The 23,985-nt window shown below is 33.9% G+C and carries 24 protein-coding genes; 6 read left to right on the top strand and 18 right to left on the bottom strand.

Translation table 11 applies throughout. From position 1 onward, the window contains the following. Positions 1 to 77: 77 nt before the first annotated feature. Genes ACNQGO_RS07775 through mraZ form a run of 5 tightly spaced genes read right to left on the bottom strand, consistent with a single transcriptional unit; the run spans position 78 to position 5,248 of the window. Positions 78 to 1,541, bottom strand: a complete 1,464-nt coding sequence (locus ACNQGO_RS07775) for a UDP-N-acetylmuramoyl-L-alanyl-D-glutamate--2,6-diaminopimelate ligase (protein WP_417984907.1) — start codon at positions 1,539 to 1,541, stop codon at positions 78 to 80. Beyond that, complete coding sequence (locus tag ACNQGO_RS07770) at positions 1,538 to 3,541, bottom strand: penicillin-binding protein (RefSeq protein ID WP_417984906.1); 2,004 nt, start codon at positions 3,539 to 3,541, stop codon at positions 1,538 to 1,540. The genes ACNQGO_RS07775 and ACNQGO_RS07770 overlap by 4 nt, the downstream gene beginning before the upstream one ends. Beyond that, positions 3,532 to 3,879, bottom strand: a complete 348-nt coding sequence (locus ACNQGO_RS07765; protein WP_417984905.1) for an FtsL-like putative cell division protein — start codon at positions 3,877 to 3,879, stop codon at positions 3,532 to 3,534. Before ACNQGO_RS07765 ends, ACNQGO_RS07770 begins: the two co-directional genes overlap by 10 nt. A gap of 12 nt (positions 3,880 to 3,891) precedes the next feature. Beyond that, positions 3,892 to 4,800, bottom strand: a complete 909-nt coding sequence (rsmH, locus tag ACNQGO_RS07760) for a 16S rRNA (cytosine(1402)-N(4))-methyltransferase RsmH (RefSeq protein WP_417984904.1) — start codon at positions 4,798 to 4,800, stop codon at positions 3,892 to 3,894. Continuing rightward, entirely contained in the window at positions 4,775 to 5,248 is a 474-nt protein-coding gene (gene mraZ, locus ACNQGO_RS07755; RefSeq protein ID WP_417969960.1) for a division/cell wall cluster transcriptional repressor MraZ, read from the bottom strand. The genes rsmH and mraZ overlap by 26 nt, the downstream gene beginning before the upstream one ends. A 380-nt stretch (positions 5,249 to 5,628) precedes the next feature. Here mraZ and ACNQGO_RS07750 point away from each other — a divergent pair, with 380 nt between their 5' ends. Together ACNQGO_RS07750 and yihA are read left to right on the top strand one after the other, a co-directional pair. Next, positions 5,629 to 6,402 (top strand): alpha/beta fold hydrolase, encoded by a 774-nt coding sequence (locus ACNQGO_RS07750; RefSeq protein ID WP_309760388.1) that lies wholly within the window; start codon positions 5,629 to 5,631, stop codon positions 6,400 to 6,402. Between the two features lie 34 nt (positions 6,403 to 6,436). Then, on the top strand, positions 6,437 to 7,057 hold the full coding sequence (gene yihA, locus ACNQGO_RS07745) for a ribosome biogenesis GTP-binding protein YihA/YsxC (RefSeq protein ID WP_417969958.1): 621 nt from the start codon (positions 6,437 to 6,439) through the stop codon (positions 7,055 to 7,057). A 77-nt stretch (positions 7,058 to 7,134) separates the two neighbouring features. Here yihA and gldC read toward each other — a convergent pair whose 3' ends face one another. Both gldC and gldB read right to left on the bottom strand, forming a co-directional pair. Then, a complete protein-coding gene (gene gldC / locus ACNQGO_RS07740) occupies positions 7,135 to 7,470 on the bottom strand; it encodes a gliding motility protein GldC (protein WP_417943556.1) in 336 nt (111 codons plus the stop codon). Continuing rightward, on the bottom strand, positions 7,470 to 8,426 hold the full coding sequence (gene gldB / locus ACNQGO_RS07735; RefSeq protein ID WP_417984903.1) for a gliding motility lipoprotein GldB: 957 nt from the start codon (positions 8,424 to 8,426) through the stop codon (positions 7,470 to 7,472). The genes gldC and gldB overlap by 1 nt, the downstream gene beginning before the upstream one ends. 99 nt (positions 8,427 to 8,525) lie before the next feature. On the opposite strand from gldB, the gene nadE reads away from it, so the two are divergent. Then, positions 8,526 to 9,323 carry an NAD(+) synthase gene (nadE, locus tag ACNQGO_RS07730; protein ID WP_417984902.1) on the top strand — a complete coding sequence of 266 codons (798 nt, stop codon included), beginning with the start codon at positions 8,526 to 8,528 and terminating at the stop codon, positions 9,321 to 9,323. 97 nt (positions 9,324 to 9,420) lie between these two features. Beyond that, positions 9,421 to 10,050, top strand: a complete 630-nt coding sequence (locus ACNQGO_RS07725; RefSeq protein ID WP_309758036.1) for a LuxR C-terminal-related transcriptional regulator — start codon at positions 9,421 to 9,423, stop codon at positions 10,048 to 10,050. Here ACNQGO_RS07725 and dnaG read toward each other — a convergent pair. From dnaG to ACNQGO_RS07700, 5 genes are all read right to left on the bottom strand, one after another. Beyond that, entirely contained in the window at positions 10,047 to 12,032 is a 1,986-nt protein-coding gene (gene dnaG, locus ACNQGO_RS07720) for a DNA primase (protein ID WP_417984901.1), read from the bottom strand. The two genes, ACNQGO_RS07725 and dnaG, sit on opposite strands and share 4 nt — an antisense overlap. A 113-nt stretch (positions 12,033 to 12,145) precedes the next feature. Continuing rightward, positions 12,146 to 13,738 (bottom strand): hypothetical protein, encoded by a 1,593-nt coding sequence (locus ACNQGO_RS07715; RefSeq protein WP_417984900.1) that lies wholly within the window; start codon positions 13,736 to 13,738, stop codon positions 12,146 to 12,148. Between the two features lie 34 nt (positions 13,739 to 13,772). Beyond that, on the bottom strand, positions 13,773 to 14,537 hold the full coding sequence (locus ACNQGO_RS07710; protein WP_417984899.1) for a hypothetical protein: 765 nt from the start codon (positions 14,535 to 14,537) through the stop codon (positions 13,773 to 13,775). After that, the gene (locus ACNQGO_RS07705) at positions 14,524 to 15,084 is read right to left on the bottom strand and encodes an RNA polymerase sigma factor (RefSeq protein ID WP_417984898.1); all 561 of its coding nucleotides are present in this window, start codon (positions 15,082 to 15,084) and stop codon (positions 14,524 to 14,526) included. Before ACNQGO_RS07705 ends, ACNQGO_RS07710 begins: the two co-directional genes overlap by 14 nt. 147 nt (positions 15,085 to 15,231) lie before the next feature. Further along, on the bottom strand, positions 15,232 to 16,209 hold the full coding sequence (locus ACNQGO_RS07700) for a polyprenyl synthetase family protein (RefSeq protein ID WP_417984897.1): 978 nt from the start codon (positions 16,207 to 16,209) through the stop codon (positions 15,232 to 15,234). Between the two features lie 225 nt (positions 16,210 to 16,434). Between ACNQGO_RS07700 and ACNQGO_RS07695 the strand changes: the two genes are divergently transcribed. After that, positions 16,435 to 17,319 (top strand): hypothetical protein, encoded by an 885-nt coding sequence (locus ACNQGO_RS07695; RefSeq protein ID WP_417984896.1) that lies wholly within the window; start codon positions 16,435 to 16,437, stop codon positions 17,317 to 17,319. A gap of 53 nt (positions 17,320 to 17,372) precedes the next feature. On the opposite strand, the gene rlmN is transcribed toward ACNQGO_RS07695, so the two are convergent. Next, positions 17,373 to 18,416, bottom strand: coding sequence for a dual-specificity RNA methyltransferase RlmN (rlmN, locus tag ACNQGO_RS07690; protein ID WP_417984895.1), 1,044 nt, complete (start codon positions 18,414 to 18,416; stop codon positions 17,373 to 17,375). 80 nt (positions 18,417 to 18,496) lie between these two features. Here rlmN and ACNQGO_RS07685 point away from each other — a divergent pair, with 80 nt between their 5' ends. Beyond that, positions 18,497 to 19,138: an O-methyltransferase gene (locus tag ACNQGO_RS07685; RefSeq protein ID WP_417984894.1), complete on the top strand. Its 642-nt coding sequence runs from the start codon at positions 18,497 to 18,499 to the stop codon at positions 19,136 to 19,138. Between the two features lie 126 nt (positions 19,139 to 19,264). Here ACNQGO_RS07685 and ACNQGO_RS07680 read toward each other — a convergent pair whose 3' ends face one another. The 5 genes from ACNQGO_RS07680 to ACNQGO_RS07660 form a co-directional block, all read right to left on the bottom strand. Continuing rightward, positions 19,265 to 19,834, bottom strand: a complete 570-nt coding sequence (locus ACNQGO_RS07680; protein ID WP_417948287.1) for a phosphatase PAP2 family protein — start codon at positions 19,832 to 19,834, stop codon at positions 19,265 to 19,267. Further along, entirely contained in the window at positions 19,834 to 20,235 is a 402-nt protein-coding gene (locus ACNQGO_RS07675; RefSeq protein ID WP_417984943.1) for a Sec-independent protein translocase subunit TatA/TatB, read from the bottom strand. The genes ACNQGO_RS07680 and ACNQGO_RS07675 overlap by 1 nt, the downstream gene beginning before the upstream one ends. Positions 20,236 to 20,342: 107 nt before the next feature. After that, positions 20,343 to 22,586, bottom strand: coding sequence for a M1 family metallopeptidase (locus tag ACNQGO_RS07670; RefSeq protein ID WP_417984893.1), 2,244 nt, complete (start codon positions 22,584 to 22,586; stop codon positions 20,343 to 20,345). 59 nt (positions 22,587 to 22,645) lie between these two features. After that, on the bottom strand, positions 22,646 to 23,152 hold the full coding sequence (locus ACNQGO_RS07665) for a DUF6702 family protein (RefSeq protein ID WP_417984892.1): 507 nt from the start codon (positions 23,150 to 23,152) through the stop codon (positions 22,646 to 22,648). Positions 23,153 to 23,225: 73 nt separating this feature from the next. Next, on the bottom strand, positions 23,226 to 23,981 hold the full coding sequence (locus ACNQGO_RS07660) for a hypothetical protein (protein ID WP_417984891.1): 756 nt from the start codon (positions 23,979 to 23,981) through the stop codon (positions 23,226 to 23,228). Between the last annotated feature and the right edge of the window lie 4 nt (positions 23,982 to 23,985).

The following is a 23,985-nucleotide window of genomic DNA, read 5'->3' as shown; positions in this document are numbered from 1 at the left end:
GTTGATTTATTATTTGTTACTTCTTAAATTGATAATTGACTATTTTTAAATAAATATCTCAATTGTCTATTTATTTTTTATTTTCCTATTTGCTCTAAAATTCCCCTTACAGTTTCCATATCATCAAAATGATGACGAACGCCATTAATTTCTTGATACGTTTCATGGCCTTTACCCGCAATTAATATAATATCATTGGGCTGAGCCAATTGAACCGCAGTTTTTATGGCTTGTTTTCTATCCGTTATGGTCAACATTTTTTTATAATTCTGAGGGGCAACGCCTAATTCCATTTCGGCAATAATCGCTTCTGGGTCTTCATTTCTTGGATTATCGGATGTGAAGATTGCTTTATCACTCAAATCAGATGCTATGCCAGCCATAATTGGCCGCTTCGTTTTATCTCTATTTCCTCCACAACCCACAACCGAAATTAATTGTTCGTTTTTTGTACGAATGTCATTAATTGTTTTGAGTACATTTTCTAAGGCATCCGGTGTATGTGCATAATCCACAATCGCTGTAATATTTGAAGCAGAAACAATAAATTGAAAACGTCCTGAAACACTTTCTAAATCGGATAACAATCGAAGTACTTCCAAACTATCCATTCCAAGTTCAACCGCAGCACCATAAATTGCTAATAAATTATACGCATTAAATGTTCCTATCAGCTTCACCCAAACTTCATTTCCGTTTATTTTCAACAATAAACCTGACAATTGATTTTCAAGAATTTGTGCTTTATAATCCGCATACGATTTTAAGGCATAAGTCAATTTTTTTGCCACTGTATTCTGCAACATCACTTGCCCATTTTTATCATCAATATTAGATAATGTAAAGGCCGTTTTCGGCAAATTATCGAAAAACGATTTTTTTACATCTCTATATTCTGCAAACGTGGGGTGATAATCTAAATGATCGTGAGACAAATTGGTAAAAATACCGCCAACAAAATGCAATGCTTCCGTTCTTTTTTGGTGAATTCCATGAGAACTCACTTCCATAAAACAGTATTCAACTCCGTTTTCTACCATTTCATTCAAATACTGATTTATCGTAATTGAATCTGGAGTTGTGTGCGTCGCTTTATATTCAACAGTATCTACCATTATTTTCACGGTAGACAGTAATCCTACTTTAAAACCAGCTTTTTTAAATAACTGATATAATAAAGAAGCGATAGTCGTTTTACCATTTGTTCCTGTAATTCCAACTAATTTTAAGTTTTGTGATGGATCACCATAATAATTGGCAGCCATAAATGCCAAGGCTGAATTCGTATCTCTTACCTGAACATAGGTAACTCCTTTAGCAATATTTTCTGGAAATGTGTCGCATATAACGGCAACTGCACCTTGCAAGATTGCTTTTTCTATAAAGTCATGACCATCGCTAATTGTTCCACGGATAGCCACAAAAACATCATTTGATTCGATTTTTCTAGAATCAAAATTCATTTTGTTAACTGCTACATCTGTCGAACCTTGCACCGCTTCGATAGCTACTTTGTATAATATGTCTTTTAATGTACTCATGATAACTCCAATAAAATCGTTGCATTTTTATCTAAATTCTGCCCTGCTTGCACCGATTGTTTTTTAACTTTTCCAACTCCAATCACTTTCACTTTTAAACCTAAATTGCCTAATAAAGCCACGGCATCCATTCCTGACATTCCTTTAAGATTGGGGACAAACCTTTGCTTTTTCTGAGATTTGCTATAGTAGGATTCATAATTATCTTCTTGTTTTGCAATCTTTTTATTCAAATTTTTAATTTCATTTGTTGAAGGCGCATCGGTAAATATTTTTTGTGCAATTCTCTTGAAAACCGGACCCGCAACATCTGCACCATAATAGTTATTGAGCGCTGTACTTGGTTTATGCACAACAACTATACACGAATATTTAGGTTCTTCAGCAGGAAAGTAACCCACAAAAGAAGAGGCGTAATATTTTCCAACTCCACCAGCTTTTCCGTAATTCACCGCCGCTGTTCCTGTTTTTCCGGCCATAGAAAAATCCTTAGAATATAGTTTCGAAGCCGTTCCTTTTTTTACTACGTTGGCTAAAACCGCTTTTAACTTTAAAATAGTCTCGGGAGAGCAAACTCTAGGATTCAAGACTTCCTTTTCATATTTTTTGATCGTTTTATTCCATTCTTTTATTTCAGAAACAAACTGCGGCTTAACCATTTCGCCATTATTTGCCACCGCATTATAAAAAGCCAACGTTTGCATAGGTGTAATCGAAACTCCATAACCAAAAGCCATCCAAGGAAGCGAAATTTTTGACCAGTGCTTATCACTTGGCTGCGGAATATAGGGTCTTCCCTCTCCTTTAATAGAAAGTCCGAGTGGTTTGTTTAATCCAAAATTATTAAGGTGATTAACAAAAGTTGAAGGTTCGTTTTTGTACGCATTGTACACGGCTTGCACCAAAACGGTATTCGAAGACACTTCAAAACCACGCCCTAACGAGATTTTACCATATCCACCTTCATGCGAGTCCCTTACCTTGCGTCCGAAATACGTTATTTCTCCACCTTTACTGTCGAAAACGGAGCTTGTATCTGCTTTTCTATCTTCAAAGAGCGCCATTAGATCCGCCAATTTATAAGTAGAACCTGGCTCATGCGATTCAGCTACTGCATAATTTGTGGTTTCATAATATGTACCATCATTTGCTCTTCCTAAATTCGAAATTGCTTTTACATGACCCGTTTTAGTCTCCATAACCACCACGCAACCATGATCCGCTTCATACAATTCTAACTGTTTTAGTAGTGCATGATGTGCAATATCCTGAATATAAACATCAATTGTAGATATAACATCATACCCATCTTGAGGATCAATTTCATTAACATCGCGAATGGGTTTCCACTGTCCTTTTGCTATTTTTTGTTTTAATATTTTACCGTCTTTACCATTTAAATAGTTTCGAAAAGCCCACTCAATACCTTTTCCATCATACGATTGTCCTTTTGAAGTTCGCTCGTAACCCACAGTGCGTTCTGCAATTTTTCCAATTGGATGCTCTCTTACCGTTTCTTGTTGAATGATAATTCCACCTTTATAGGCTCCTAATTTAAATAATGGAAAACCTTTAATTTTAAAATATTGGGTATAACTCAATTTGCGAGCAATCAAATAATATCGATTTTTATTGGCTCTCGCTTTTCGCAGTTCGTTTTCAAAGAAATTAGAAGATTTCCCTAAAACAGTTGCTAATGAATCTGATAGCGACTTGACATTTTTTTCGAATGTCTCTGCTTTTGGAGCGACCGCATCAAAACGTATTTCATAATTAGGAATAGAAGTAGCCAAAAGACTGCCATCAGCAGAATATATATTTCCTTTATTGGCGGGAATCACAAAATTCTTAACCGTTCTTTCCTTGGCTAATTTTCTGTAATAATCGCCCTCAACCCACTGGATATTGGTCAATTTTACAGCAATCGCAATAGCCATCAAAAAGATAGCGCATGCAACCAGATAAATTCTGTACGATATGTATTTATCTTCTACTGCCATAATTTTTTGAAAAAGCTTTTCTCTTCTTCTTTTTTAACTTTTATCTTAACAGGAGGAACTGTTGATGGAAAAATTTCTTTTTCTATCATTTTTTGAGAAACAGTAGACTCCATTTTTAATTTCATTAGTTCAGAACGTTTATCAACAAACTCTGATCGCAGTTCTTTAACCTGATTAGAAAGCTCCACTATTTCAATACTTTTTTGCTCAAATCGCTGCGTATTTGCAATCATAATTATAGCCAACATGATAATAAATACAATAAAACGCCAGTTTTTTAGCGCATTGTCGTTAACTAGAAACCGTGCTTTTAAAAGGCTGTATACTCCGTTTTTCATTTATGTAACAAATTATATCTTCTCAGCAATTCTTAATTTGGCACTTCTTGCTCTATTGTTCTCTTTGATCTCAGCATTATCTGGGACAATCAATTTTCCAACCGTTTTAAATGGCACTGAAAAATTACCAAAAAAATCACGTTCAGGCTCTCCTTCAAACATTCCGTTTTTCATGAATCTTTTCACCAATCGATCTTCTAGTGAATGGTAGGATATTACACTTAACCTGCCACCTGGATTCAATACTTCTAAGGATTGCTCAACAAACTCTTTCAACACATCCATTTCTTGATTTACTTCAATACGGATCGCTTGATAAATTTGTGCCAATATTTTATTCCGAACTCTTTCTGGTAAATATCTCGCTAAAACCTCTTTCAATTCATCTGTGGTTTTGATCGGTTGTTCCTCTCTCGCCTCTATAATTGTTCTTGCCAAAGCAGGTGCATTTTTCAATTCACCATAATCCAAGAACACTCTTTTTAAATTAACATCATCATATTCATTGACTACTCGATAGGCATTGAAATCATTTTTCTGACTCATTCTCATATCCAACTCCGCATCAAAGCGAGTAGAAAAACCTCTTTCGGGTACATCGAATTGATGCGATGAAACTCCTAAATCTGCCAAGATACCATCTACACTTTTCACCCCATAAAAACGCAAAAACCGTTTTATAAAACGGAAATTCTCATTGATAAGTGTAAATCTTTCATCAGGCAAGGCATTCGCCAAAGCGTCTTCATCCTGATCGAAAGCAAATAGCTTTCCGTTTGGCCCGAGTCTTTTCAGAATTTCTTTTGAATGTCCTCCGCCACCAAAAGTTACATCTACATAAATGCCGTCTGGCTTAATATTTAAACCATCTACCGATGCCAGTAGCAAAACTGGATTATGATATTCCATTGTCGTCGTCATTTATATTTCCCATTACTTCCTCTGCTAAATCTGCAAAATCAACATCCTCGCCGTCTATTGATTTTTCGTATAAATCTTTATCCCAAATTTCAATAATATTCACTGCCGATGAAAACACGACCTCTTTAGCAATACTCGCAAAAATCACTAAATCTTTCGGCACCAATAATCTGCCTAAAGCATCAATCTCAACCACTTTAACTCCTGCGGTAAACCTGCGGATAAAGTCATTGTTTTTCTTCACGAACCGATTCAGTTTATTGATTTTTTGCATCATCAAATCCCACTCTTTCATAGGATACAACTCTAGACATGGCTGAAAAACGGAACGCTTCAAAACAAAACCGTTTTGAAGTGACGTAGCCAACTGCTTTTTTAAAGGAGCTGGTAACAGCAACCTTCCTTTAGCATCGACTTTACATTCATATGTTCCAATTATTGCATCCACACAAAAAGTATTAAATGATGTAGAGCAAAAATATAAAAAATATTACCACTATTTACCACTATCTACCACTTTGTTGATAAGTTTAACCACTTTTGATAAAAAACCCCTAATTTTTGGACAATCAGATCATTAGCTCGATTTTATTTCTTTGTGAGAATGATAATTATATAAAAAAAAGACACTACAACATAACAAATTATAGATTAAAAAAGCTATGAATAAATGTCGGAAAATCCAAAAGAAGAACTCAAATATGAAAATAAAACCATTTGATTTTTTATATGAATCAGTATATTTTGTAATTAAAAATTGTTGTAAAAATTCTTTTTTATATATTAAATCCTATATTTGTCAAAATTGAAAATCCGCATTCAAAAAAAATGGACAAACACTACAAAACAGAAGGAAGATATAGCTATTACGAAGCTGGCGAAGGAACACCAATTGTCATTTTACACGGGCTAATGGGCGGACTTAGCAACTTTGATGCGGTTGCCAATTACTTCTCTACAAAAGGATATAAAATAATCATTCCCGATTTGCCAATATACACGCAAAACATTTTAAAAACGAATGTGAAAAGTTTTGCAAAATATGTTAAAGATTTTATCACATTTAAGGGTTTAGACAGAGTTATATTACTAGGAAATTCATTAGGCGGACACATTGCTTTGTACCATACTAAGATGTATCCAGAAAAAGTAGCGGGCTTAGTTATTACAGGAAGCTCAGGGCTATACGAAAGTGCCATGGGCGACAGTTACCCAAAAAGAGGTGATTATGAATACATCAAGAAGAAAGCTGAAGATGTATTTTATGATCCAAAAGTAGCTACTAAAGAACTTATTGATGAAGTATACGAATCTGTAAATGATCGAATAAAATTGATAAAAACACTAACAATTGCCAAAAGTGCCATTCGTCATAATATGGCAAAAGATTTACCAAAAATGCATGTGCAAACCTGTATTATTTGGGGAAAGAACGATAAAGTTACACCACCTGATGTTGCAGAAGAATTCAATAAATTATTACCTAATTCTACCTTATATTGGATCGATAAATGTGGCCATGCCGCAATGATGGAGCATCCTGAAGAATTCAATCGTTTGCTAGAAGACTGGTTAACTCATACACACTTATCCCTACACTAGCTCTAGAAATAGGATAATTTTACACCTTGAAGAAATGAAAATTAATACTGCCGAATTTGTTATCAGCAACTCTGATGTAACGAAGTGTCCTAAGGACTTTATGCCAGAATACGCTTTTATTGGTCGATCAAATGTTGGTAAATCTTCCTTGATCAACATGTTAACCAACCATAAAAAGTTAGCTAAAACCTCAGGAAGACCGGGAAAAACTCAATTAATCAATCATTTTTTAATAAACAGCAATTGGTTCTTAGTCGATTTACCTGGTTATGGTTACGCTAAAGTTTCTAAAAAAACCAAATCAATTTTTCAAGAATTTATTACTGATTATTTTGAAACAAGAGAGCAATTGGTTTGTGCTTTTGTTTTGATCGATATCCGTCATGAAGCTCAAACGATTGACATTGAATTCATGTCGTATATGGGCGAAAGTGAAATTCCTTTTTGTATCGTTTTCACCAAAGCGGACAAAATAAGTAAAGTAAAAATTGATTCTCATATTGCTGCGTATAAAAAACAAATGTTTGCCAACAATTGGGCCGAAATGCCGCATTACTTTGTAACGTCAGCAACTGAATCTACTGGAAAAGAAGAATTATTGAGTTATATTGACGAAGTAAATCAAGAGGTTTTTAAGAATAATAGTCAGTTTTAAAAAACTCCATTTTATACTAAAAAAAATCCCCAAAACATCAATCAGTTTTGGGGATTTTTTTTAGTTGCAAGTCCGCTTTATTTGGTCAACTCCAATTTTTCAGCAAAATAATCGCAGAAATCTTTCATGGTGTCAGCCATTTTTTCGTCATCTGTCGCACGTTTGAAAGTTTCAGACATGGCCACCAAAGTTTGGTGAAAAAATATTTTCATTTCGTCAACTGGCATATCCTTCGTCCATAAATCAATGCGCATGCTCTCTTTTACCTTGCTGTCCCAGATAGACAACATAATTGCTTTGGCCTCTTCTTGCTCTACTCCGCCATCTTTTGCAGACCACATTAATTTTTCTGGAACACGGTTTTCGTCTAATTCAATTAGAAACTTAATTTCTGATGTATTTTTATTTGACATTACTTTTTAGGTTTGTATTTTGATTTTATAAATATTTCTTTGGCATTGGTTTTCATTAGGTTTTCTAATGGCATATCATTATTTTGCACAAACGAACGTACCATTTGCCACCCAATCCAAGCACCTACCTGACCCGGTGATTCATTATCAATTTCCAAATAAAATTTAGAAAAAGGAGCAGGATTTATAAACCTGGCAATCAACTTCTGATCGTTGCTGTACAACATTTCTTTTTCTATAAAATAACGCCACATATAACTTTCATTCTCTTGACACCAAGCAATTTGTTTTGGAGAATACCCCATTTTTTCAGCATCTGTATAGTCTGGCAAAAGCAAGTCTTTGAGATACAATTGCTTACCATGATAAATCATTTGACTCAATAGATCTTTCTCAACAACTGTGGGAATTTTAAGTCCCGCAAAACTGGAAACAATATCTGGAGCGATTTGTCTTTGCTCAAAATTTTGTTTTAAATAATTTGGAAACTGATAAAATTTATGATTTTTTCCCAAATACAATTCTAGTGAAATAACAACTAAACTATCCGCATAAATGGCCTTACTTTTATAATCCATTTCAGAGATTATAGTTATTACTTTTGGGGTTTTTGTTTTTGGAAAATAATATTTAATGTGTTTAAAAAGTGTTTCAACTTCTTTTTTAACAGAATCGAAATTGCCATACTTCTTTTGAACTTCAACATACAACTCCCTCCATAAAGGATCTTGCATTTTACTCAACCACACACTATCCTCTATTCCATCAGGAAAAAAATAAGGGAATTCCTTTTTTACTTTTACTAAATCCTCTGGTTGGGTTTCAAAAAATATTTTATCGAATCGGGTTACATTTAAATCCAAGGGAATGGCTGTGACTTCATTTTCAACTTTACTTTTTTTATCGCAGGATAAAACAAAGAGAAAAATGACTACAAGAAACAGATATTTTTTCATATATATTTTTTAAATTTGTGTCTCAAGAGTGTAAGGTCACCAAGTTCCAACAAATTGCTTTTGCAAATATACATTCCTGATTTTTAAAACGTAATTATTATGACTAAAAAAAGTACATTACAGATTGAAAAAGCGAATGATCATATTGTAAACTGGTTGAAAACTTACGCAGAAAATGCAAAAGTAAACGGTTTTGTGATTGGGATTTCGGGAGGAGTAGATTCTGCTGTTACCTCAACATTGTGTGCACAAACAGGACTGCAAGTATTATGTGTAGAAATGCCCATACACCAAGCACAAAGTCATGTAACCCGGGGACGTGAGCATATACAACAATTAAAAAATAGATTTCCTAATGTTAGTAGTATCGAAGCTGATCTAAGCTCCGTTTTTGACACCTTTACAACTGTAGTTCCAGAAATTGAAGATACAGCCAAACTTAATTTAGCACTTGCTAATACACGTGCACGATTGCGCATGACTACTTTGTATTATTTTGCGGGAATTCATGGCCTGCTAGTCGCTGGAACTGGAAACAAAGTCGAAGACTTTGGAGTAGGGTTTTATACTAAATATGGTGATGGCGGAGTAGATTTAAGTCCAATTGCCGATTTAATGAAGTCAGAAGTCTTTCTTTTAGGAAGTTATTTAAAAGTTCCAGAATCTATCTTGACTGCATCACCAACTGATGGTTTATTTGGTGACGACAGAACAGATGAAGATCAACTAGGAGCGACATATAACGAACTGGAATGGGCAATGACTCAAGATGAAGCAGGACAAACTGCAGCTTCTTTTTCAGGAAGAGATAAAGATGTATTTGAAATTTACAAGCGATTGAACAATGCAAATAGACATAAAATGAACACAATTCCCGTTTGTTTTGTGACAAAATGATAAAAAAATCACATTTTATATTGATTTACAATTAATTACAGAATTTATTTATTAATTTTACAATTCCAATTACAATTAATTCTAAAAATTTAAAATCATGATTAAAGTATGTATAGCCGATAATTATCCTGTTGTGCATTTTGGAGCAAAATCTTATTTTAAAGATAATGCTGAAATATCAATAGTTGCCAATGTTGGTAATTTTTTGATGGTACGGGATATACTTTTAACTAAAGAGATCGATGTCTTAGTTATCGATTTGGAACTGGAAGGTCTTTCCAGTATTTTTGAGGTCAAAGCACTCTTGAAAAATTTTCCAAAAACTAAAATTATCATTTTTAGTGGTCTTTCCGAACAAATTTATGCTCCAAATGCTATTAAAGCTGGTGTTTCAGGATTCATCCACAAAAAAGAGAAACTAGAAACTTTAGGTATTTCTATTATCAAAGTCCACCAAGGAAAGATAATTATGAATGAAACCGTAAAGAAAAATCTTGCTCTAATCGCCAAACAAAGCAAGAGCGAACGTTTGTATCGAAAGCTTTCTAACCGTGAAGTAGAAGTTTTGCGTTATTTAAGTGACGGAAAGAAAAATCATGAAATAGCTGATATTCTGAAACTAAACGAAAAAACAATTAGTACGTATAAATTACGATTACTAACCAAACTAAATGTTACCAACTTGGTAGATTTAGTAAATAAAGCGAAAACTTTAGAGATCGTTTAGTACCGCGACATAACTCTCCCTAATTTTTTTGAAAAAGAATGGATCAATAAATTATAGTCCATCACCATTGATAAAGGCTCTGTATTATCTGAATTACCTTCAGATGATAGAGAGCTTTTTAATTCCTCAATTATTTTACCTACCAAATACCATCTTAGTGTTAAAATGGTCTCCGATACATTTTGACTGATCGTATCATTTTTAGATTTTGGAAAAATATTTTGTCCCTCCCAATTGTGCAAAATAACACGTTCGTCTTCCATTAAAATATCTGTAACTTCTTGCGCAAATTCTACTTGTAAATGCATAAGATATTGCTCTAAACTAAACGATTCATTTTGATGGTAGTAATTAATCAAGTTATTAAATATATCTCGAAATAAGGGATTTGCTAATTCTACCTCATCTTCCTGCAAACTTAAATAGATTCTTTGGTACACTTTATATTCCCGTTTTTCAACAACAGTTTCAATTTCACCTTCGGCGTTTGTTCTCAAAAAAACATCTTCAAACTCTTCATTCTTATTGCCATACAACAATAAAATTTCTATGATTTTTCGTTCCAAACGATACAGTATGTCTACTTTTTCGACATCAATAGGATTCTCATTTTTTACAACTTCAAATGGTTTTTGACCCGAAGCATCTGGATTTTTTTGTTTTTTTGCAACCTCAACACTATCTTTCTGAATCAATTGCGCTAAAGTACTCACAAGCACTTGCTCTGAAATATCCATGATTCGGGAACATTCCTGAATGTAAATTTCGCGTTGAATACGATCTGGAATTTTAGAAATACTAACAACCATATCCCGAATCAAATCGGCTTTTTTTATGGGATCATTCTTGGCTTCATTCATTAAAAGCGATGCTTTGAATTGAATGAAATCCTTGGCATTGTTTTCTAGATACAACACTAAATCCTCATAAGATGTTTTTTTGGCAAAACTGTCTGGATCTTCTCCGTCAGGAAACGTACAAACTTTAACGTTCATTCCTTCTTCCAGAATTAAATCGATTCCTCGAATGGAAGCACGTAAACCGGCTGCATCACCGTCAAAAAGAACGGTAATGTTTTTTGTCAATCTATTTATTAAACGAATTTGGTCTGGCGTCAAAGCTGTCCCTGAGGAAGCGACAACATTTTCAATTCCAGATTGGTTGAACTGAATTACATCTGTATACCCTTCGACTAAATAGCAATTGTTTAATTTTGCGATGGCCTGTTTGGCCTGAAAAATACCATACAACACCTTACTTTTATGATACAATTCGCTCTCTGGTGAATTGAGGTATTTGGCTGCTTTTTTATCATTGGTTAGAATCCTACCGCCAAAACCAAGTACTCTTCCAGACATACTTTGTATAGGGAACATCACACGCCCTTTAAACCTATCAAAAGGTCTGTCTTCTCTAGGAATTGTGAGTCCTGTACTTTCCAGAAATTCTAATTTATAGCCTTTACCTAATGCTTCCTTGGTAAAAGCATCCCAAGCTTCAGGAGAATAACCCAATCCAAATTTCTTTATGGTATCATTGGTAAAACCTCTTTCTTTGAAATAAGAGTATCCAATCGCTTTCCCTTCTTCCGAGTTTAAAAGTGTATTATGGAAATAGGTTTTTGCAAATTCAGAGACCAAATACATACTTTCCCGAACATCAGTATTGGCTTTTTCTTCATCTGTTTGCTGTGTTTCTTCGATTTCGATATTATACTTTTTGGCTAAATACCGAATGGCTTCCGGATACGTGAATTTTTCATGTTCCATCAAAAAAGCTACCGAATTCCCACCTTTTCCAGAACTAAAATCTTTCCAAATTCCTTTAGCAGGAGACACCATAAACGATGGTGAACGCTCCTCAGAAAACGGACTTAATCCTTTGAAATTGCTTCCTGCACGTTTCAAATTTACGAAATCACCTATTACCTCCTCAACACGAGCAGTTTCGAAAACAGTATCTATTGTGGCTTTTGAAATCAAATTAATATGGGCTATAGTTGGAAAAGGTCAAAGTTACAAAGTTTTTAAAGATATAAACCCTTTCAGAGTTTGAAACTCTAAAAGGGTTCTAAAAAAACTAACTAAAACAATTGCTAATTAAAATCAAAACGTACTCCTAAAGAAACATTGTTTTGTTTCACAATATTATCTTTGAACAGTGGATTTAAGTTATATTTCAAGTATAAGCTAGTTGCTTTATAACCAATGTATGTACTCAAACCATATATAAAATTACTAGTATTGAAATCTCCTCTCGTTATTACTCTAGACTTGTAGGAATCACTATCGTAATTGATGTATTGCTTCGATTTTAAATTGACACCTACAAATCCTCCTACTCCAAAACGGAAACTGTCGTGCGTTTTATAATAGGTTTTCCCATCTCTATCTTGTGTTTTTGTAAAATCAAATTCAAGATGCGCCGGAAATACCAAATTGACATTTTTGAATCGAGAATCTTCTTGCTGTAAAGCATTTACCTCTAAATTTGTTTGATTTCCATTTACTACAAAATTTCTATTATCAGTGGCTCGCAAATTATTATACATTAATGACAAACCATATTTAGCATGCAGCAAATTACTTTTTTCTAAAATTCTAGTTTTATAAGTTACACCCAATTCATAAAAATGCGAACCTAAATACCTAAAATCAGATTTTTCAACAGAACCATCTGTAACAACGTTATTCAAACCAGCTGCAAATACGAGTTGAGAAGTTGTTCTTTTGGATTGGCGTTCTTCCTTATCTTCCTGACCACTATAAACTTTCATAGAAGTGACATTAATCTCTGTTTTGGAACCAATAGAATTTGGATTATTTCCTAACACAATGGTCCTACCTTTACTTCGTAAATCCTTCGCATCTTCTACTTTTCCATCTACTTTATCTTGTACTAATTGCCCCAATTTTTCTTGCTCTAAAGCTACTTTGGTATCAATAGCAGTTGCATGCTCTTGTGCCTTTTTCAATTTAAGAGCTTCAGCTTGTTCTTTAGAAATAATTCCTTTTTCTAGATCCTTTTCTATTAACTGTATGTCATCCTTTAAAGCGTCTTTTTCTTTCGCGACTATCGTTTTAATCTCATTGCTAATTGCTTTGGCTCGTGTTTCAAAAGCCAAGATCTTATGATCTCTCCCTTTATTTGGCCCAGTTTCAGCAATACTATCGTCAACTATTTCTAATGCCACATCTTTAAGCCAAATTTGACCTGTTCCATCTAACAAAACGCCATAAGAAATTGATGTCGCTTCTAATGGCACAAATAAAACAATCTCATATTTTGTCCACTCAGTTGTTCCTTTCACTGGCTTTTTATGCATATTATCAAATGCCAAAACAGCTTCACTGTAATAATCAACCCGCATCCAAAGACCAGCCCATGACTTTACATTTTCACTTTTTACATACGCAGTCATTTTGACTGTTTTTCCTAAAAATGCATCCGGTTGTATTGTTTTCATTATAGTTCCAAAACCATTTATTTTATTTTGAATTGATTTAATTTTGTAAACCGTTTGGTTGTTTTTTTCAGCACCTGAATCTGATCCCATTTCATAACTATTTGCTTTTGAACCTCTATAATGCCAGTCCGAACTGTTTTTTATAGCGTCTACTCCTTGAGCGTTTACTTTACATATTAAAGAAAGCAACACAATTGTTGTGATTAAGATAATTTTTTGCATGATTTTCGTTTTTTGATTGATGATTGATTTTTGTTTATTCTTCGTAATTCCTATTTGCTAAAACTGTTTTTATTGTTTTAATATTTTTGTTTAACCTATTAAGAGCTGATTCTCTAAATGATTGATTTAATTCTGTTTCTACATTTTGTAGTAAAAGGTTTGGGCTAACCGCAATTATTGTTGTTGTTTTATTGGCTGACTTATCCATACTTTGTGATTCCAATTTTGTATTCGTAACTTCTGCTAATAATTTTTCTGCTGAAACATATTTGGACATACTCGTTGACTGATTATTATCTTCTAGAGCGGAATTAACAATGATCGTTTTTCGATTTGAATGATTTTTTATTGAAACCGCTACTACTTGATTTTGATTTGAATTAGAACTAACTATATCCGATTTTTGTTTTAAAATTGGATTTTTGATACTTCCCTGATTTGTTTTAGATACGACTGCGACGGCTTCTTCCGATTCTGTTTGAAGTTTTACATTAGTATCAGAAACTACAGTCGATTTTAGCGCTGCGTCATTTTGAATAACAACATCCTTTTTTTGATTGATAATTTCACTGCTATTTTGATTGAAATACACTGTTCCTAGCAATACAAACCCGACAAAACTTGCCGCAACATACATCCATGGAAATTTAACTTTTGGTTTTTGCTTCGCCTGTTCGGTATTGCTTGGGTCAGCAACTGTAAGCATCGCATCTAGTTTATTCCAAGCCATTTCTGAAGGCTGAATTTCCCGAGCATTTAATTGCTTCCTGAACTGTTTCTCTAATTTATTCGGTTCCATTGCTGTAATTTTTTAACTTGTTAATCTGTCCCTGCAACATTTTTCGAGCATGTGACAATTGCGACTTAGAGGTTCCTTCAGTAATCCCTAACATGCTGGCAATTTCTTGATGTTTGTAGCCTTCGATCGCATATAAATTAAACACCATTTTGTAGCCATCGGGTAAATTATCTATCAAAAACTGAATATCTGCTGTGGAAAATTGACTTTCAATATTGTTGAAACTTTCTTCAACATAGTTTTCCTCTTCACTATATTTCAGTTTTTTGTCTACTCGAATAAAGGAAATACATTCGTTTACCATAATTCTTCTAATCCATCCTTCAAAACTTCCTTTGTGCTGAAAATTTTTCAAATTGGTAAACATTTTCATAAAAGCAGTAATCATGATATCTTCGGCCTGATGAATGTCTTTTATGTATTGTCGGCAAACGCTTAACATTTTTGGCGCAAATTGCGTGTAAATTTTCTGCTGCGCATGCCGATTGTTTTCGACAGCCAACTGAATTAATTCGTGCTCTTGCTGATGTAAGTTGATTACTTTCAAAATTTTTATAAAGTGTTTCTATAAGTATAGACGATTGACAATGCAAAAAGGTTGCATGTTAAAAATAAAAAAATTGATTTTAAAATTAAAAAAACCAACAAGTCAATAAAATTGGTAGTTAACGAGAGAAAATTATTTTAAAAAAAGTTATTTTTTTCTTTCAATGACATAATTTACCATCAAAATCAGCGCGTCTTTAAACTCCGAGTCTTTATAATTATCCAGCAATACAAGTGCTTCTTGCTGAAATTGCACCATTTTTTGTTCTGCATAAAGCAATCCGTTATTGTTTTTTACAAAAGCAATAACTTCTTTGACGCGTTTTTTATCTTTATTATGGTTTTTAATAGAATTGATAAGCCATGTTTTCTCTTTTGAAGTACACGTATTCAAAACATAAATAAGAGGCAGAGTCATTTTTTGTTCTTTGATGTCAATTCCAGTTGGTTTACCAATGGCATCTTCTGAATAATCGAATAAATCGTCTTTGATCTGAAAAGCCATTCCTATAAGTTCGCCAAATTTGCGCATGTTTTCTACCTGAATTACATCTTCAATGACAGATTGTGCGCCAAGTGCACAACAAGCAGCAATAAGTGTAGCAGTCTTTTTTCGAATGATTTCGTAATAAACGTCTTCTGTAATATCGAGTCTTCGTGCTTTTTCAATTTGGAGTAATTCGCCTTCACTCATTTCGCGAACAGCGACAGAAATAATTCGGAGTAAATCAAAATCGCCATGATCAATAGAGAGCAATAATCCTTTAGACAACAAATAATCACCAACCAGAACGGCAATTTTATTTTTCCAAAGTGCATTGATAGAGAAAAAACCTCTGCGACGGTTGCTATCATCCACCACATCATCATGAACTAATGTAGCCGTATGAATCAATTCAATTACGCACGCACCACGATAGGTTCGTTCATTTACTATACCTGATGAAACCATTTTTGAAGTTAAGAAAACAAACATGGGACGCATTTGTTTTCCTTTTCGATTTACGATGTAGTATGTTATTCTATTTAACAAAGCCACTTGTGAAGTCATTGATTCATAGAACTTTTTTTCAAAAAGTTCCATCTCATCAAAAATGGGCTGTTTTATTTGTGAAGTGACATTCATTTGCCTTTCAAAGATACAATTTTGAAACAAAAAAACTGTAAGGAAATATAAGTAAGTATTTAATTTAAGAAGCATCTTACTGTACTTTAAAACAATCACAAATTACGATTGCTAATACCACTGCTATTTAACCTTTATTTTGTAATTTTATATGTTATTTTAACATAACTATTAAACCTTTTACCCAAAAATGGATCTAAATACACTAACCTAAAACCCCTTATTATGAAAACAAAATTTTTAGCACTCAGTATGGCTTTGAGCTTTCTAGCTTTTACAAGTTGTACTAACGAGGCAGAACCAGCTGCAGCAGAAGCAGCCGTAACTACCAATGACGTTGCTGCCTCACAAAAAATGGATAACGCCATCGATGACGTTGTTGTCCTGGTAGACAATCAATATGAAATAACTGAAGGAACTTCAGCCGGAAGATTACAAGCGGGTTATTTCTCGATTTTACCAACCTGTGCAACCGTTAGCGATTTGGGATCTACGTCAACAGTAAGGAAAATAACGATCACTTTTGGTAATCCAAACACACCGACTTGTTTGTTTAGAGGGAATCTACTAAAAGGGCAAATTATCTTGACACGTACATTAGGAACAACTTTTCCTAAAATGATGACTGTAACTTTTAATAACTTTTATATTAATGAAAATAAACTAGAGGGAACATCCACTTGGAAAAGAGAAATGATTGGTACGGGAACTGATCTGCATCCAAAAAACACTTTTACCATGAACGCAATGACATGGACTTCAACCGAGGGGATTTACACTAGAAATGGAGAAAGAATACGAGAAATGACTGCCGGATTTGCTACTCGCTCATCTCCTACTGATGACATATTTTCTACTTACGGTTCGTTTACTACCACACATCCAAATGGATCCAATTACACTTGGCTAGTAGAAAAAGGAACTGCATTAATCCATAAAACAGCTTGCAGCTTACAAACCGCTCCTATGCCTTTTCCAGTATCTGGAAAATTAAAAATAAGTAAGGACTCGCACTATGCAATTATTGAATATGGCAGCGGCGAATGTGATAATCTCGCTATGTTAGCAATTGATGGCGGAACGGCAAAACCAATAATTTTAGGAAATTAATTTTTGATTAGATCTAAAACTAAAAATGGAGTTCAAAATTGAACTCCATTTTTTTATGCTTCTTTATTGGCTAATTGCCCACAAGCAGCATCAATATCTTTACCTCGACTTCGCCTTACTTTGACCACAATTCCGCTTGCTTCTAATGCTTTAATATAAGCGTTTATTGCTTCCTCAGAAGCTTGTTGAAATTCTCCATCATCAATTGGATTATACTCTATCAAATTTACTTTGCAAGGAACGTATTTACAAAACTTCACAAGCGCATCAATTGATACCTTATTATCATTAATATCTTTCCAAACTACATATTCGTAGGAGATTTTGCTTTTGGTTTTTCTATACCAATATTCTAAAGATTCACGCAAATCCACCAAAGGAAAATTGGCGCTAAACGGCATGATCCTGGAACGGATTTCATCAATTGCTGAGTGCAGAGAGACTGCCAATTTGAATTTTACGTCGTCATCTGCCAATTTTTTAATCATTTTAGGAACACCAGATGTAGAAACCATGATCCGTTTTGGAGACATACCTAAACCTTCTGGCGATGTTATCATTTCAATCGCTTTAAGTACATTATTATAGTTCATTAAGGGTTCTCCCATTCCCATAAAAACGATATTTGAAAGTGGGTGATTGTAATATAAACGACTTTCTTTGTCGATAGCGATTACTTGGTCATAAATTTCTGCTGGCTCCAGATTTCTCATTCTTTTTAATCGCGCTGTAGCGCAAAAATTACAATCTAAACTACAGCCTACTTGACTGGAAACACAGGCAGTTGTTCTGGTATTCGTAGGGATCAAAACCGATTCAACCACCAGACCATCATGCAATCGAACCGCGTTTTTCACCGTACCATCTTCAGAACGCTGCATCGTATCGACTTTGATGTGGTTAATCACAAAATTACTTTCCAGCATTACACGTGTTTGCTTGGAAACATTAGTCATGTCCTCAAAACTATGCGCACCTTTGCTCCACAACCATTCGTATACTTGATTCCCACGAAAAGATTTGTCTCCGTTAACAATAAAAAAGTCTCGTAATTGTTCTTTTGATAAGGATCGTATGTCTTTTTTCTCGATTTCCATGATGCAAAGTTAGTAAGTATTTTGAGGTTTTCGTTATTTGTGAATTTGGTTATTTGTAATTTTGTGAAAAATTTAAAATAATGCATTTCATTTCGCAAGAACTAGAAAATTATATCGAGCAGCATTCTGAAAAAGAACCAGCTTTACTCGCTGCGCTAAATAAAGAAACCTATCAAAAAATTCTTTTGCCGAGAATGTTAAGTGGCCATTTTCAGGGACGTGTCTTGAGTATGTTATCAAAATTGATTCGGCCTATAAACATTCTCGAAATTGGCACGTATACTGGCTATTCTGCTTTGTGCTTGTGCGAAGGGATGCAGAAAAACGGCTCACTTCATACGATTGATATCAAAGAAGAATTAGTAGATTTTCAGCGCAAGCATTTTGACAAATCGCCTTGGGGAACCCAAATTTTTCAACATTTAGGGGAAGCAGTCCAAATAATTCCAACACTTGATCTAAAATTTGATTTGGTTTTTATTGATGCCGATAAAGAAAATTATCTAAACTATTTTGAGCTGATTATACCAAAAATGAATCAAGGTGGAATCATATTATCTGACAATGTATTGTGGAGTGGAAAGGTTTTAGAGCAATTACAACCCAATGATTTAAGTACCAAAATATTATTGGAATACAATGAGTTGTTAGCTAATGATCCTAGAGTAGAAACTGTTTTACTACCTATTCGCGATGGTTTGACGGTGAGTCGCGTGTTGTAGTTACAAACTAAACCGCTATTGAAAACTATAACTTAGCCCGGATGGAAATGAAAATCCCACGCTTTTTTGCGTGGATTGTAATGTACAGCCGGAAATAGCTCCAAATAAAACCCAACATGCAATCTCTTAATTTTTGATAGGAAAGTACTTTTCTTGTGCCATTTTGTAAGCTTTGAACATCAAGAAACCTAAGGTAAATCCAAACAAATAGCCTGTAAGTATATCTACAGGATAGTGCAATCCGAGATAAATCCTGCTGTAGGCAAAGATTAGCGGCCAAAGGAACAAAAATCCAAAAAATTTGATTTTGTCCTTGAAGTTGAAATACACAAATGTGGCAACTGCCATTGAATTAGCGGCATGTCCAGAGAAAAAACTGAATGAGTGGCTAATTTTAACAATGCGGATAAAAGAATTAATTTCAGGATTATTACAAGGACGCAATCTTTGAAATCCATTTTTGAATAGATTTGTAGTTTGATCCGTGATTGTTACTAAAACAGCTATGAATAAAAGTAAATACAAAGTTTGTTTAGCACCTAATTTTGTATAAATAACATACAAAAGAAGTAAAAAAAGTGGAATCCAGTTGCTTTGTTTGGTGATGAACAACCAGAGTCCATCATAGGTTTCAGATCCTAATCCATTCAAAAAAACAAATAATTTTGTATCTAAAGACAGTATTCTTTCTAACATTACATCTGACGTTTTATAGGTCCTGTAACTTCTTCAATAATTTCTTTAGTGGTTTCGATTGGCGTGTTTGTGTCGTCAAGTAAGTTAACTTTTGCTTTATTGATTTCAGAAGTTATATTTCCAGTAATATCAGTAAATTGGTTAGTATCGCCTAATAAATTTTCTTTAGCTTTATTAATTTCCGAAGTAATATTTCCCGTTAAATCGCTTAATGAATTTGAATCAAATCCATTTGCCTCGGCACCTTTTTGAATTTCACTCTTAATGTCATTCGTAGCATTTTTTAATTGCGCTATAGCTTTCCCCATAGTTCGTGCTATTTCAGGAACTTTATCTGACCCAAAAAGCATAAGCACTATAAACATGATAAAAATTAATTCGCCTCCTCCTATGCCAAACATATTATTTTTTTTTAGTGTTACAAATATACCAAATTTAGCATCTTTGAATTTTAATTTTTTCATAAAAAAAAGACTCTTTTCAGAGTCTTTTTAAATGTTGTTTGTGCTTAGTCAAATTTTGATTTCACTTCCTCTTTAGGCCAAGCGTTATTGGTTACATCAATATCCGCTGTTTCTAGTTTTGGATCTACAAGAATTTTTTTAATCGCTTTTTCTGTAGCATAGACTTTCTTTGCAGTATCATTATTTTTTCTCCAAATTTGGGCTGGATATTTAAAGGTCTCTTTGGTATCATCTTCGTAAGTCAATTCAACAATAATTGGCATTAACATTCCTCCTGGCTTGTTGAACTCTACTTCATAGAAATACTTTGGAGATTTTAACATCGCTTTTTCATCAGCAGAGAAGTTTTTGCTAACGTATTCTGAAAGTAAATTTACATCTGCAATTGCTAATGCTTTCTTATCTTTAGCAGGTAATTCTTCACTTGTTCCTGGAACTAAATAAACGAAAGGTCCTTTTTCTTGTCCAAAACGTCCTCTTCGAACTACCGCATCTTTTAACTCTTTGGTTGCAGTTTCAGATACAAAATATTGTTTTACTTCCTTCACTCCGATATCTACAAAATCTGTAGAATAAAACCATCCTCTAAAAAACCAATCTAAATCTACTGCCGAGGCATCTTCCATAGTTCTAAAAAAGTCTTCTGGTGTAGGATGTTTAAATTTCCATCGGTTGGCATATACTTTAAAAGCATGGTCAAACAATTCTCTTCCCATAATTGTTTCTCTCAGGATATTCAATCCTGTTGCAGGCTTCCCGTACGCATTAGCTCCAAATTGAACTATTGTTTCGGAGTTTGACATAATTGGCTCCAAAAATTTTTGATCTCCGCTCATGTAAGGAACAATTTTACTTGCTGGTCCGCGACTAGACGGGAAGTTTGTTCCCATTTCTTGTTCGGCCATGTATTGCATAAAGGTATTTAATCCTTCATCCATCCAAGACCACTGACGTTCATCAGAATTGACAATCATTGGAAAGAAATTGTGTCCTACTTCGTGAATTACTACACCGATCATTCCATTTTTTGTACGCTCGCTAGTAACTCCTTTTTCATCAGGACGACCATAATTCCAGCATATCATCGGATATTCCATTCCTTGATCTTCTGCTGATACTGATACCGCTTTTGGATAAGGATAATCAAAAGTATGAGCTGAATAACTTTTCAAAGTATGCGCCACTGTTCTAGTAGAAGTTTCCCCCCAAAGTGGATTACTTTCTTTTGGATACACTGAAATCGCCATAACCGTTTTGTTGTTCAATTGTACTGCCATAGCATCTAGAATGAATTTTCTAGAAGTAGCAATACCAAAATCTCTCACGTTTTTAGCGCTAAATTTCCATGTTTTTTTCTTTTCTGAAAATCCCTTTTCACTTGCTTCCGCTTCTGCTTGTGTAACAATTACAACAGGCTTGTCAAATGATTTTTGAGCCAGTTCGTATCTTTTTACTTGTTCTGCGGTAAACACTTCGCTTCTGTTCATAAGCTCTCCTGTAGCTTCCATCACGTGATCAGCAGGCACAGTAATGTTTACATCAAAATTCCCGAAAGGCAATGTAAATTCTCCTGTTCCCCAGAACTGCATGTTTTGCCAGCCTTCAACATCATTATAAACTGCCATTCTTGGATAAAACTGTGCAATTACATATAATTTATTTCCTTCTTTTTCGAACAATTCGTAGCCTGAACGACCACCATCTTGTCTGTAATTATTAATATTATACCACCAATTGATAGAGAAAGTGAATTTATCACCTGGCTTCATTGGAGAGGCTAAATTGATGCGCATCATGGTTTGATTGATGGAATAGGACAAAGAATTTCCTTTTACATCCTTTACGAACTCAATATTAAAACCGCGCTCTTGTTCTTGTTTTAAAAACTTATTTGCAAAATTTCCAGCAGGAAAAACCTGTTCTATTCTTTGGCTTTCCGCCAAAGGTGTCTGAGACGTTTTAGCAGCTTGATTTTGGTCTAACTGAACCCACAAATACTCTAAAGTATCTGGCGAATTGTTATAGTAAGTAATGGTTTCAGACCCACTTAATTTCGATTTTTTATCATCAAGCTCTACATTGATCTTGTAATCTGCTTGTTGCTGATAATAAGCTGGACCTGGCGCTCCAGAAGCCGTACGAAACATGTTAGGCGTAGCTAACAAATCATACATTTGACTAAACTTATTGGTGTCGTATTTTCCTGTTTGTTTAGGTGCAACAGGTGCCGTTTTCTCTTGGGCGAATAACATTGCTGGAAGAAGTAATAATAAGGTAAATTTTTTCATAGGTTGAATCTGGTTTTTCAGTGTGTGAAAATAATAATTAAAAATACATTTATCTTAATTTATTCATATTTTAACATTCCTTTTGATGTTGATTCTGTAAAAAGTATGGTGTTTTTGATCCCACTTACGTTAAAATGCATAATATTTTGCTGTTCTGAATTTCCTTCTATAATAACGGTGTTGAATATTTCAATTGCATTAATTTTAGGAATTTCCTTAATACTTAAATAACAAATGAGCACGTCTCCTTCCATTTCTTTGCTTAATAACGTCATGGTCTTGGACTGTCCGTTGATTTTAATGCTGAATTTTTCGGCTAAATACTTCTTTAATAATGTGAGATCTTCATCTGTTTCTTTTTCAGAACCTAAATTAACTTTTTTAGTATATTTTTTTCCAATGGCAGCATTCAAATCATCTACAAAAATACGAGCCGTAATTTGCACCATTTTCTTTTGCGGAGCATAATTAACTTGGTACAAGGCTACATAAAATTTATGCACGGCAAAGGAAGTTGTAGTTAAAAATAATAACCCAAAAAAAGTAATTAAAATTGTTTTTTTCATGTAGAGATTCTATTTGTTTTTTATCGAAACATGGCAGCTTCAATCTTATTTGTATTCTGGAAACAATGCAATTTCATTTTTCAAAAGTAGTAATTCTTTTAAACTCCTCGTTCTTGGTGATTAGAAAATCAATTAGTAGAAATTCGTCTTCTTGTTTTAAAAGCGTTTTTGACTTTGGATCATTCTCACAATACTCCAGAAACAATCCAATTTCCTCGTTTTTTAACTGCAAAGTAGTGGTAAAAAAATACTTGTCAATTCCTTTTCCAACCGTTTCTGAAAAATCAATAGTAGGATTCAAATCACTTTTTTTAGCCGAATCTTTGGTGAATAATTTAGATACCATTTTGTAAATCTTTACAAAATCCATTCCATTTTTTATGCTACCGTCAGATGGCATCGTCCTATTTATAGGAGAAGACTTTACATCATCAATAAATTGCACGTCAACAATACTTTGCGTGTTCCCAGTTATTGGTTTTATTTCGGCTTTACGTTTTACAATAACTTCTTTCAACACTGTAGTTTGTGTTTCCAAAGCAATTACAAATAGCGGTTTTGCGAAATCCTTATCTTGAATTACTATTTTTTTTGACTTAAAAGAGGCACTAGAAACCAGCAATGTGTCTTTGGCTTTGGCCAAAATATCAAAAAAACCTTGACTGCTTATAAAAGTTCTGGTTTTTGAATTTAAATTAATAACATAGCCGTTGTCTACCATCGTTGATTCATTTGTAAATTGACCGTGTAATGGTTTTCTATTTTCATTTTGACCAAAAGAAACTTGGCAGATGAAAATCAAAAAAAAGATTTTTAATATCGTCTTCATTTTA

Source organism: Flavobacterium frigidum (genome assembly GCF_048286735.1).
Classification (GTDB): domain Bacteria; phylum Bacteroidota; class Bacteroidia; order Flavobacteriales; family Flavobacteriaceae; genus Flavobacterium.
The sequence above is the reverse complement of the archived record's forward strand: the minus strand, read 5'-3'. Positions and strand labels throughout refer to the sequence as shown.

Excerpts from the sequence above, each read along its gene's own strand:
- ACNQGO_RS07775 (WP_417984907.1), bottom strand. The coding sequence starts at position 1,541 with ATGAGTACATTAAAAGACATATTATACAAAGTAGCTATCGAAGCGGTG.
- ACNQGO_RS07770 (WP_417984906.1), bottom strand. The coding sequence starts at position 3,541 with ATGGCAGTAGAAGATAAATACATATCGTACAGAATTTATCTGGTTGCA.
- ACNQGO_RS07765 (WP_417984905.1), bottom strand. The coding sequence starts at position 3,879 with ATGAAAAACGGAGTATACAGCCTTTTAAAAGCACGGTTTCTAGTTAAC.
- rsmH (WP_417984904.1), bottom strand. The coding sequence starts at position 4,800 with ATGACGACGACAATGGAATATCATAATCCAGTTTTGCTACTGGCATCG.
- ACNQGO_RS07750 (WP_309760388.1), top strand. The coding sequence starts at position 5,629 with ATGGACAAACACTACAAAACAGAAGGAAGATATAGCTATTACGAAGCT.
- yihA (WP_417969958.1), top strand. The coding sequence starts at position 6,437 with ATGAAAATTAATACTGCCGAATTTGTTATCAGCAACTCTGATGTAACG.
- gldC (WP_417943556.1), bottom strand. The coding sequence starts at position 7,470 with ATGTCAAATAAAAATACATCAGAAATTAAGTTTCTAATTGAATTAGAC.
- gldB (WP_417984903.1), bottom strand. The coding sequence starts at position 8,426 with ATGAAAAAATATCTGTTTCTTGTAGTCATTTTTCTCTTTGTTTTATCC.
- nadE (WP_417984902.1), top strand. The coding sequence starts at position 8,526 with ATGACTAAAAAAAGTACATTACAGATTGAAAAAGCGAATGATCATATT.
- ACNQGO_RS07725 (WP_309758036.1), top strand. The coding sequence starts at position 9,421 with ATGATTAAAGTATGTATAGCCGATAATTATCCTGTTGTGCATTTTGGA.
- ACNQGO_RS07715 (WP_417984900.1), bottom strand. The coding sequence starts at position 13,738 with ATGCAAAAAATTATCTTAATCACAACAATTGTGTTGCTTTCTTTAATA.
- ACNQGO_RS07710 (WP_417984899.1), bottom strand. The coding sequence starts at position 14,537 with ATGGAACCGAATAAATTAGAGAAACAGTTCAGGAAGCAATTAAATGCT.
- ACNQGO_RS07700 (WP_417984897.1), bottom strand. The coding sequence starts at position 16,209 with ATGAATGTCACTTCACAAATAAAACAGCCCATTTTTGATGAGATGGAA.
- ACNQGO_RS07695 (WP_417984896.1), top strand. The coding sequence starts at position 16,435 with ATGAAAACAAAATTTTTAGCACTCAGTATGGCTTTGAGCTTTCTAGCT.
- rlmN (WP_417984895.1), bottom strand. The coding sequence starts at position 18,416 with ATGGAAATCGAGAAAAAAGACATACGATCCTTATCAAAAGAACAATTA.
- ACNQGO_RS07685 (WP_417984894.1), top strand. The coding sequence starts at position 18,497 with ATGCATTTCATTTCGCAAGAACTAGAAAATTATATCGAGCAGCATTCT.
- ACNQGO_RS07680 (WP_417948287.1), bottom strand. The coding sequence starts at position 19,834 with ATGTTAGAAAGAATACTGTCTTTAGATACAAAATTATTTGTTTTTTTG.
- ACNQGO_RS07675 (WP_417984943.1), bottom strand. The coding sequence starts at position 20,235 with ATGTTTGGCATAGGAGGAGGCGAATTAATTTTTATCATGTTTATAGTG.
- ACNQGO_RS07670 (WP_417984893.1), bottom strand. The coding sequence starts at position 22,586 with ATGAAAAAATTTACCTTATTATTACTTCTTCCAGCAATGTTATTCGCC.
- ACNQGO_RS07665 (WP_417984892.1), bottom strand. The coding sequence starts at position 23,152 with ATGAAAAAAACAATTTTAATTACTTTTTTTGGGTTATTATTTTTAACT.
- ACNQGO_RS07660 (WP_417984891.1), bottom strand. The coding sequence starts at position 23,981 with ATGAAGACGATATTAAAAATCTTTTTTTTGATTTTCATCTGCCAAGTT.